Source organism: Verrucosispora sp. SN26_14.1 (assembly GCF_004307965.1).
GTDB lineage: Bacteria > Actinomycetota > Actinomycetes > Mycobacteriales > Micromonosporaceae > Micromonospora.
Genome location: NZ_SISL01000224.1, coordinates 1 through 9,807 on the forward strand (window position 1 = coordinate 1; position 9,807 = coordinate 9,807).

Consider the following 9,807-nt stretch of genomic DNA (forward strand, 5'->3'; position numbering starts at 1 on the left):
ATGAGCGCTAGTCGCGTGGGCTCGGATAGGTGTATAAGAGACAGGCGCCCACCGCGGCCTCGGTCTCCACCGCCGCGTCCACCACCGTGCGGTCGAAGTCCCGTCCGGCGACCCCGCCGAGCACCACGGTCAGGCCCGCCACGTCCAGCGTGGAGGTCCACGGGTGGGCGTACCCGCCGGTGACCAGTTCGGTGGCGAAGCGCCACAGCGTCCGGGCGAGGACCACGTCGACCGGGAGCGGGTCGCCGGCCCGCCAGCTCGGATCGAGCACCGCGAAGCGGTCACCGGCGACGACCAGGTTCTCCGCCCCGGCCAGCGCCACCGCCCCGCCGAGCCGACCCTGCTCGGCCTGCCCGGAGAGCCAGTCGGCGTACCCGCGCAGGAGGCGACGCAGCAGGCCGGTGTCGCGGCGCAGACAACCGTCGAGCAGCAGGGTCCGCAGCAGCCGCCCCGCCGGGACCGGCCAGTCCGGTGCCGCCGGGTCGCGGTGGGCGGCCTGTCGGCTCGCGTACGGTGCGGTGGCGGGTGTGGTCCGTCCGGTCGGTGCCGGGCCGCGCCACCGCCAGCCCTGCGGACCGTCGACCACCTCCAGGACCGTGTCGTCCGTGCCGTCGGAGCACACCAGCGCCACCGGCAGCCCGTCGGAGCGGGGGGCGGGTGTGTCGGTGCCCCGCTGGGCGAGCACCAGCCAGCACGGGGCCAGCTCGGCCGCCTTGCCGGCGTGCAGCGCGTCCACGGCCAACCGGGCCGGATCGGCCAGCACGAACCGGCCGTCGAACCCTTCGGCGCAACTGCGCTGCAACACCGCGTCGAACAGCCCCGAGTCGGTGTGTCGGCTGAGTCGGTCGGTGGCGAGCAGCGCGGTGGTCAGGTCCGGCCGGGGGTATCCGGCATAACAGCCGTCCACTCGCAGTCCGGCGTCGGTCAGCCGGACGTGGAGCTGGTCCAGCCCGGCCGGGCGGTCCCCGTCGAGCGCCCCGCCGACGGTCCACGCCGCGTCGGCGCGGTCGGCGTACCAGGGGGAGTCGGCCACCAACCGGTGGACGCCGAGCGGGTTGTCCAGCCGCAGCAGCAGCGTCCCGCCGGGGCGCACGGCCGTCGCCAGGCGCCGCAGCCGGGCGTCCCACCCGAGCCTGGGCCCCTCGACCGACTCGATCGCGTCCAGCCCGGCGGCGGCGAGCACCAGGTCGTACTCCTCGTCGTCGGGCAGCCCCGACACACCGGCCACCACCACCCGGTCGACCTGACCGGCGAGCGCCGCCGCGTCGGGGTAGCCACGCAGCAGCGCGGTGAGCCGGGTGTGCGCCAGCGCCGTGCGTACCGCCGCATCGTGCGGCCCGGCCAGCAGCACCCGGGCGCCGTCGGGTGCCAGCCGGGCCACCAGCGTGGCGAGCGGACCGGCGTCGACGGCCCGGTCGGACCAGGCCGGCATCTCGCCGCCGGGCAGCGTCACGGCCGTCTCGGTCGTCACGTCGTCTCCTCGTCCGGGGTCGCCCAGCCCAGCAGTTCGCGCAGGGCGGCGGGCGGGTAGCGGTGGTCGGTGCCCACTTCCGCGCGGGTGATCTCCACGGCGGTGGCCAGGTGCACCCGTTCGCCGTGCAGCTCCGGCCACTGGCGGCGGATCCGGGCGGTGCCGCCGAAGGTCGGGTCCTCGTCGGCCAGCGTCATCGGGTCGCCGTACACGGCCGGTTCGCACCCGGCCGCGATGCCGTAGAAGATGGCGCTGGTCAGCCGGTTCGACGCGACCCGCCGGTGGCGGCGCAGCTCGTCGAGCTGCCGGTCCAGGAACAACGGGTCGGTGTCTTTCCACCAGTGCCCCCGGTAGCCGTGGCAGACGACCCGGAACCCGGCGTTCTCGTAGAGCCGGCGGACCCGACGCATCCGGTGCTCGTGCCAGTAGAGGCAGACGGTGACCGGGCCGGGCTCGGTGTCCCGGATCCGGGCGATCAGCTCCCGGTGGTCACCCTTGACGTGCTGCCCCTCCCACCCGTGGAACGGGTACCAGATGGTGCCCTTCCGCTCGGGCGCGGGCTCGGCGGCCCGCATCGCCAGCAGGTACGCGAAGGGCGCCCCGATCACGGTGACGTTGCGTCGCCCCACCGACCAGGCCCGCCGCCGGGTCTGCTCGGACCAGAGCAGGCTGGGGGCGCGGTCGGCGTACGGGTGTCCGGGCGCCAACCCGTCGCCGATGTTCCAGCCGTGCTGCACGTACCCGTCGATCCGCGGCGGATGCCCGTCGCCCGGTCCGGCGTAGCGGGCCAGCACGTGCGCGTGCCCGTAGAAGTGGTTCGCGTGGTGCATCGGGTCCTCTCAGGCGGCCGACCGGACCCGGGTGCCGCGCAGCGCCGCAGCCAGCGCGTCCACGACCCGGTCCTGATCGGCGTCGCGCAGCCCGGGGTAGAGCGGCAGCGACAGTTGCTGGGCGTAGAACGCCTCCGCGACCGGGTGGGTGCCGCGCCGGTGGCCGAGGTCGGCGAAGACCGGGTGCCAGTGCACCGGGATGTAGTTCACCTGTACGCCGATGCCGGCGGCGCGCATCCGGTCGTACACCTGTCGACGGCGGCCGTCGCGCACCCGGATCGGGTACAGGTGCCAGGCCGGTGCGGCCCAGTCCCGCCGGCCCGGGGTGAGTACGCCGGGCAGGTCGGCCAGGGCCTCGTCGTAGCGGGCCACCAGCTCGGCCCGGCGGGCCAGGAACGCGTCGAGGCGGCGAAGCTGGCTGCGACCGAGCGCGCAGAGTACGTCGGGCAGCCGGTAGTTCAGCCCGTACGAGTGCACCTCCTGGTGCCAGCCGCCCTCGTCCGGCCACCGCTGCTCGTCGGGTTCCCGCACCAGCCCGATGTTGCGGAACCGGCGGGCCCGGGTGAGCAGCTCCGGATCGCCGGTGACGACCGCGCCGCCCTCGGCGGTGGTCATGTTCTTGGTGGGGAAGAACGAGAACGTGGTCACGTCGGCGAGCGTGCCGACCGGCCGACCCCGGTAGGCGGCCCCGATCGAGTGCGCCGCGTCGGCGAGCAGCGTGGCGCCCGTACCCTCGATCGCGGCGCGCAGCGCGTCGTAGTCGGCCGGGTGTCCGGCGTAGTCCACGGCGGCGACGACCTTGGTCCGCTCGGTGACGGCGGCGGCCACCGCGGCCGGGTCCAGTGTGTACGTCTCCTCCTCGACGTCGGCGAAGACGATCCGCGCGCCCAGCGCCAGCGCGCTGCTCGCGGTCGCCACGAACGTCGTCGGCGGCACGATCACCTCGTCGCCGGGGCCGACACCCGCCGCCGCGTACGCCACGTGCAGCGCCGCCGTGCCGTTGGAGACCGTCGCCACCCCGGTGCCGCCGGCCCATCGGGACAGCTCCGCCTCGAACGCGGCGACCTCGGGGCCGGTGGTGAGCCAGTCGCTGCGCAGGGCCGCGACCACGGCGGCGACGTCCTCCTCGGTCACCGACTGTCGGCCGTACGGCAGCATGCTCATGCGGCGAGGGCGGTGAGGCCGAGCATGGCGCGCAACTGCGGCACGGTGAGCCACTCGTCGTTGGTGTCCGACTGGTACGCGAAGCCGTCCGACACCGGCTCGCAGTCGACGGGCGGCTGGTAGCCCCAGGTGGCGATGGTCGGCTGCACGATGAAGCGGTCCTTGGCGATCAGCGTCCGGCGGCTGTCGTCCGGCGCGATCATCTCCTCGTGCAGCTTCTCGCCCGGACGAATGCCGATCTCGTGTGTGGTGGCGTCCGGCGCGACGGCCTCGACCAGGTCGAGGATGCGCATGCTGGGGATACGCGGCACGAACAGCTCGCCGCCCTGCATCTGGTCGAACGAGTCCAGGACGAACTGCACCGCCTGGTCCAGCGTGATCCAGAACCGGGTCATCCGCTTGTCGGTGATCGGCAGGCTGCGGCCCTCGGCGGCGAGGCGACGGAACAGCGGCACCACCGAGCCCCGGCTGCCGACCACGTTGCCGTAGCGCACCACCGAGAAGCGGGTGGGGTGCTGGGCGGCGTAGTGGTTGGCGGAGACGAAGAGCTTGTCGCCGACCAGCTTGGTCGCGCCGTACAGGTTGATCGGGCTGGACGCCTTGTCGGTGGAGAGGGCGATGACCTTGCGTACGCCGGCCTCGATCGCCGCGTCGACGACGTGCTGCGACCCGGTGATGTTGGTGGCGATGAACTCCGACGGGTTGTACTCGGCGGTGTCGACCTGCTTGAGCGCGGCGGCGTGCACCACGTGGTCCACCCCGTGCATGGCCCGGGTCAGCCGGTGCCGGTCCCGGATGTCCCCGATGAACCAGCGCAGTCGCGGGTCGTCGCCGAGTTGCTGGCGCAGCTCGTACTGCTTCAGCTCGTCACGGGAGAAGACCACCACCCGGGCCGGGTCGACCTCGCTGAGGAGGTGCCGGAGGAAGGTCCGGCCGAAGGAACCCGTGCCCCCGGTGACGAGGATGGACGATCCGTTCAGCTCGCTCAATGTGGTGCTCCCGTGGTCGTCGGTGAGCCGGCGACACCGCAGCCGGTCGGGTGGGAACGCTAGGGGCGGTGGGTTAACGCGCCGACGCCCGGTGGTTAACCCGGGCCACTGCGGCCGTGAATGGCGGGCACCGTCGGGCTTGATTCCGGCGGTGTCGGAAACAGTCGTCGAACATGTCGTGAACGCGACGTGGACGGCATGCAGAATCAGTGTCGACGGCGATTTCCGCGCTCCAGTGAAATGGGGATCACGGTGATTTCCCGCCCGTCGTGCACCTCCGTGCGGCCCGCGCCCTCCACGAACCGGAGACGACGGTTCATCTGCCGTACCACGGTGTTGTGGGCGAGCACCTCTCCGTCGAGTCGGTCCAGTGCCAGCACGTCGAAGGCGTACCCGAGCGCCGCCCGCGTCACGGCCAGCCAGACGGGCAGCGTCTCGCCCCGCTCGGCCAGCCCCTCGGCGTCCAGACAGAACCCCCACGACCCGGTACGCGGACCGTCGAACCGCAGGTCGAAGAAGGTGACCGCACCGCAGGGCACCCCGTCGTACAGGTAGGTCAACACCCGGCGGGAAGGGTCGGTGCGGACTGCCGCCCACCACCGCCGGTGCTCCTCGACACTGATCACGTGACTGGTCTTGCTGGCCTGTCGATTGACGTCCTGATTACGCCAGGACAACATCAGGTTAACGTCGTCCCCGGTGGCGTCTCGCAGCACGTAACGCTCACTTTCTGTTCGCATTTCCAGGGTCATCGGGCACCCTAATCACGATTCATCCGGCTGTACACTCCGCGGCATGACGGAATTGAGTCGCGCGCAGATTCGCGACCTCATGGGGCAGGTGCTGGCCAATCAGGGAAAGGTACTGCCGGACGACGACGCGGCGGATCTGCGGGAGATCGGTTTCCGGTCGCTGGACTTCTCCGAACTGGCCCTGCGGGTCGAGGACGCCACGGGCGAGGAGTTGAACTTCGACGCCCCCGGGTTGCGGCGCATCGCCACCGTCGGCGACGTCCTCGACTTCCTCGCCGAACTCCAGCGGCAGTGAGCGTCCGGACCGCCGCCCGCCTCGGCCCGTACCCGGCCGGTGTGGACAACCGCGTCGTGGTCGGCGGCAGCGCGCTGACCTGGCGGGACCTGCCCGAACCGGTCCTGCCGGACCCGGTGGCGGTGCTCGCGCACTCCGCCCGCGACGCGCTCGCCGCCGCCCGGCACCACGCCGTGCACGGCACCGAACTGCTGCTCACCAGCGCCGGTCGGGTCGACACCGGAATGCGGGACGACCTGCGCGCCGCCGGCTTCACCCTGACCGCCGCCGACCCGACCCCGCTGGGTCATGGGGCCGCGCTGGGGGACGGTGCCGTCGTGGGCGGGGACGGCCTCGTCGTCCTCGCTCCGACCCGGCCCCGACCGGCCGAGCGCGGCCGGCTCTGGCTGTTGACCTCCGGCACCACCGGACGTCCGAAACGCGTCGGGCACACCCTGGAGTCGGTGACCACCGTCCGGGGTGCCCAACCGGGCCGCACCTGGCTCTGCCCGTACGCCCCCGGCACGTACGCGTGGTGGCAGGTGGTGACGCTGGCGCTGACCCAGCCGGGACAGCACCTGGTGGTGGTGGAGCCCGAGCGACTCGACGACTGGCCGGCGCTGGCCGCCGCGCACGGTGTCGACGCGGCCTCCGGTACGCCCACCTTCTGGCGTCGGGCGCTGCACCGCGACCCCGAGGCGCTGGCCCGGGTGCCGCTGCGTCAGCTCACCCTCGGCGGCGAGCCGGTCGACCAGGCGATCCTGGACCGGCTGCGCGAGGTCTTCCCGGCCGCCCGGATCTCCTGGATCTACGCCTCCTCCGAGGTCGGCGCGGCGATCGTGGTGCACGACGGGCGGGCCGGGTTCCCGGTCGAGTGGCTGGACCGCAGCGCCCCGGAACGCCCCATCATCGGGCTGCGCGACGGGGAACTCGTGGTCACCTCGCCGCACCACGGGGTCGGGTTGGCCGGACCGGTCCGCACCGGGGACCGGGCGCAGGTCGTCGACGGCCGGGTCCTGATCAGCGGGCGGCTCGACACCGACGAGATCAACGTGGGCGGCAGCAAGGTCTCCGCCGGGCTGGTCCGTGACGTGCTCACCGCCCACCCCCGGGTGGCCTGGGCCCGGGTCACCGGCCGACGCGCTCCGCTACTCGGTCACATGGTCGTCGCCGAGGTCGTACCCGCCCCTCCGGTGTCCGGCGCGACCGGCCCGGACCTGGACGAGGCGGCGTTGGTGCGCTGGTGCACCGACCGGCTGCCCGAGTACGCCGTGCCCCGCCGGATCCGGCTGCACGCCGAGATCCCCGTCAAGGAGACGTTGAAGAGCGATGTCTGAATCCGCCGTCCCCGTTCCGCCCTCCACCGTGGTGCTCGTCTCCGGCGGTTCCCGGGGCCTGGGCCTCGCCATCGTCACCGACCTGCTCGACGCGGGGGTGAAGGTGGCCGCCTTCGCGCGTACCGTCACCCCGGACCTGGCGAAGCTCGCCGAGGCCCGTCCGGATCGGGTCCACGTCGACCCGGTCGACGTCACCGACCGGGCCGCCACGCAGGCGTTCCTCCGGGCGGCGGAGGAGCGGCTCGGGCCGGTCGACGGGGTGGTCAACAACGCGGCGGTCGGGCAGGACTCGCTGCACGTACACACCGCTGACGCCGACATCGCCCGGATCGTCGAGACCAACCTGACCGCCCCGTTGCAGCTGACCCGGCTCACCGTGCGGCGGATGCTGGCGCAGGGACGGCGCGGGCGGATCGTCAACGTCACCTCGATCTGCGCGCAGCGCGGCTTCCCCGGCCTGGTCGCGTACTCCGCCACCAAGGGCGGGATGGACGCCGCAACCCGCTCGCTGGCCCGGGAGTTGGGCGGCCGGATGCTGGTCAACGCCGTCGCTCCGGGCTTCTTCGCCTCGGAGATGTCAGCGGTGCTCGGCCCGAGCCAACTCGACCAGATCGTGCGCCGCACCCCGACCGGCCACCTGACCGAGCCGCACGAGGTGGTACCCGTGGTGCGGATGCTGCTGCGCGACCAGACGAACATCAACGGCCAGGTCATCGTGGTCGACGGTGCCGCCTCGATCTGACCCGCGCGCCCCGTCCGCCCGCGTCGCCGTGGACGCGGGCGGACCGTCCGTGGCCACGCTCCTCGCCGCCGCGCCGCGACACCTGCGGGTCGCGTCGGCCACCGACTCGGGCGACGCCGTCACCCGCAGCCACCTGGCCGACGGACGGTGCGTCGGCTGGTACGCGCCATCGATCCCGGGTTGGCGGGTCGCGATCGACGCCGAGTACGCCGCTGCCGAGGTGCCGCCGATGCTGGCGCACCGGTTCGGCACCTCGAACTTCTGGGCCCGGTGGACCCGCACCGAGTGCGTGGCCAAACTCGCCGACGTGCCGATGGTCGCCCTCTGGCGCCGGTACGGCCTGAGTGTGCCCGCCGGCACGGTCTGGCTGTGGCGCACCCTGGTTCTCGACCTCGACCTCGACCTCGGTCCTTCGGGCCTCGCCCGCGAGGTCGGCTCGGCGGACCGGGAGGCACTCTCCGACCTGGTCGTCACCGTCGCCTTCGCCGTAATCCAGGGCCTGCCGTCTCCCGGTCCGGACCTACCGCCTCCTGACCTGGACCTACCGCCTCCTGGTCGGTCCCTTTCGAGCTGACCCGTCTGCGCCGTCGTGCCGCCGACCGGCCCGGGCCTGCCGTCTCCCGGGCCTGCCGTCTCCCGGGCCTGCCGTCTCCCGGGCCTGCCGTCTCCTGGTCGGTCCCTTTCGAGCTGACCCGTCTGCGCCGTCGACGCCCCGACCGCCTCGCCCCATCCGATCGAGTCCAGAGCGGCCTGCCGGATCGCGGCATGTCGTTGGCTGCCGCTCCGGGGTGGGTAGATTTGTTGTCGCTGGGGCGACAACAAATCTACCCACCAACCGTCGGGGCGTTGTGTGGGACACCAACCGTCGGGGCGTTGTGTGGGACACCAACCGTCGGGGCGTTGTGTGGGACACCAACCGTCGGGGCGTTGTGTGGGACACCAACCGTCGGGGCGTTGTGCGGGACACCGACCGTCGGGGCGTTGCGTAACGGGGCCGAGGTGTCGGGGCGTTGTGCGAGGGACCGCAACGGCCGACCCACATGCCGAACTGGTGGCGGCGAGGGCCAACGCTCAGATCAGGTCCCAACTCAGCGGGGTGCCCCGGGCGACGTCGGTGGTGAAGTGGCGACCGAGGACCCGGTCGATCTCCACCGGGTGCAGCCCGCCGGCGGGGCGGATCGAGCGTACGGTGGCGGCGGTGACCTCGTCCCCGGCGCGCACGTCGGCCACCACGTAGAGCGAGCGGCGGAAACGCAGGCCCTCCCGTTCGGCGGGGGTGGGGCCGACGGCGGTGCCGCCGAGCGCCGCGTACGCCCGATCCGATTCGACCACCAGCGCGGCAAGCTCGGACGGGTCCAGCGAGAAGTCGGAGTCCACGCCGCCGTCGGCGCGGTCCAGCGTGACGTGTTTCTCGATGAAGCATGCCCCGAGGGCCACCGACGCGACCGGCACGCCGATGCCGGGCGTGTGGTCGGAGAGACCGACGGGTACCCCGAACGCCTCGGCGAGCACCGGGATGCGGCGCAGGTTGCTGTCGACGGGCGGGGCCGGGTACGAGGCGGTGCAGGCCAGCAGCACGATCCCACCGGCACCACCGTCGCGGGCGGTGCGGACGGCGGCGTCGATCTCGGCCAGCGTGGCCATCCCGGTGGAGATGACCATCGGCTTGCCGGTGGCCGCGACGAGCCGGATCAGCGGCAGGTCGACCAGCTCCGACGAGGCGATCTTGTACGCGGGCGCGTCCAGTTCCTCCAGCAGCTCCACGGCCGAGGCGTCGAAGGGGGAGGAGAAGACCGTCAGCCCGTGCTCACGGGCCCGTTCGAAGATCGGCCGGTGCCACTCGTACGGGGTGTGTGCCCGCTCGTAGAGCCGATAGAGGTTCTGCCCGCCCCACAGCTCGTGCCCGCCGGAGATGCGGAACGCCGGGGTGTCGACGTCGATGGTGATCGTGTCGGGCCGGTACGTCTGGAGCTTGAGCGCGTGTGCACCGGCCGCCGCGACAGCGTCCACGATGGACAGTGCCCGGCCCAGGTCGCCGTTGTGGTTGCCGGACATCTCGGCCACCACGAAGGGGCGCTCCCCGGCACCGACCAGATGCGGGCCGATCTTCAACGTGGTCATCGTGATCCGTTCTGACGAGTCCGCACCAGCGGGCGGGGTGACGTGGGGGCCGCTGTGCCGTCGGGCGGGGGCGGGGACGCGGCGGTCGCCGTGGCGGTCGGGGTCGATGCGTCGGGCGGGGGCGGGG

10 protein-coding genes are annotated in these 9,807 nt (G+C 72.9%); 4 read left to right on the forward strand and 6 right to left on the reverse strand.

Annotated elements, in window-relative coordinates:
• Positions 1–7: 7 nt before the first annotated feature.
• The 5 genes from EYA84_RS19355 to EYA84_RS19375 all read right to left on the reverse strand — a co-directional run bounded on the left by EYA84_RS19355 (position 8) and on the right by EYA84_RS19375 (position 5,206).
• Positions 8–1,471, reverse strand: coding sequence for a class I SAM-dependent methyltransferase (locus tag EYA84_RS19355; protein WP_201272428.1), 1,464 nt, complete (start codon positions 1,469–1,471; stop codon positions 8–10).
• Positions 1,468–2,301 carry a hypothetical protein gene (locus EYA84_RS19360; RefSeq protein ID WP_131054455.1) on the reverse strand — a complete coding sequence of 278 codons (834 nt, stop codon included), beginning with the start codon at positions 2,299–2,301 and terminating at the stop codon, positions 1,468–1,470. The genes EYA84_RS19355 and EYA84_RS19360 overlap by 4 nt, the downstream gene beginning before the upstream one ends.
• A 9-nt stretch (positions 2,302–2,310) precedes the next feature.
• Positions 2,311–3,459 (reverse strand): DegT/DnrJ/EryC1/StrS aminotransferase family protein, encoded by a 1,149-nt coding sequence (locus EYA84_RS19365; RefSeq protein WP_131054461.1) that lies wholly within the window; start codon positions 3,457–3,459, stop codon positions 2,311–2,313.
• Between the two features lie 2 nt (positions 3,460–3,461).
• Entirely contained in the window at positions 3,462–4,454 is a 993-nt protein-coding gene (gene pseB / locus EYA84_RS19370; RefSeq protein WP_131054456.1) for a UDP-N-acetylglucosamine 4,6-dehydratase (inverting), read from the reverse strand.
• A 206-nt stretch (positions 4,455–4,660) separates the two neighbouring features.
• Positions 4,661–5,206 carry a GNAT family N-acetyltransferase gene (locus EYA84_RS19375; RefSeq protein ID WP_236145851.1) on the reverse strand — a complete coding sequence of 182 codons (546 nt, stop codon included), beginning with the start codon at positions 5,204–5,206 and terminating at the stop codon, positions 4,661–4,663.
• A gap of 43 nt (positions 5,207–5,249) precedes the next feature.
• On the opposite strand from EYA84_RS19375, the gene EYA84_RS19380 reads away from it, so the two are divergent.
• Genes EYA84_RS19380 through EYA84_RS19395 form a run of 4 tightly spaced genes read left to right on the forward strand, consistent with a single transcriptional unit; the run spans position 5,250 to position 8,133 of the window.
• Positions 5,250–5,501, forward strand: coding sequence for an acyl carrier protein (locus EYA84_RS19380; protein WP_162854373.1), 252 nt, complete (start codon positions 5,250–5,252; stop codon positions 5,499–5,501).
• On the forward strand, positions 5,498–6,817 hold the full coding sequence (locus tag EYA84_RS19385; protein ID WP_131054457.1) for an AMP-binding protein: 1,320 nt from the start codon (positions 5,498–5,500) through the stop codon (positions 6,815–6,817). Before EYA84_RS19380 ends, EYA84_RS19385 begins: the two co-directional genes overlap by 4 nt.
• Positions 6,810–7,559, forward strand: coding sequence for an SDR family NAD(P)-dependent oxidoreductase (locus EYA84_RS19390; protein WP_131054458.1), 750 nt, complete (start codon positions 6,810–6,812; stop codon positions 7,557–7,559). Before EYA84_RS19385 ends, EYA84_RS19390 begins: the two co-directional genes overlap by 8 nt.
• Before the next feature lie 49 nt (positions 7,560–7,608).
• Positions 7,609–8,133 (forward strand): hypothetical protein, encoded by a 525-nt coding sequence (locus EYA84_RS19395; protein WP_131054459.1) that lies wholly within the window; start codon positions 7,609–7,611, stop codon positions 8,131–8,133.
• A 497-nt stretch (positions 8,134–8,630) separates the two neighbouring features.
• Here the strand turns inward: EYA84_RS19395 and pseI are convergent, their stop codons facing one another.
• Positions 8,631–9,680, reverse strand: a complete 1,050-nt coding sequence (pseI, locus tag EYA84_RS19400) for a pseudaminic acid synthase (protein WP_131054460.1) — start codon at positions 9,678–9,680, stop codon at positions 8,631–8,633.
• Between the last annotated feature and the right edge of the window lie 127 nt (positions 9,681–9,807).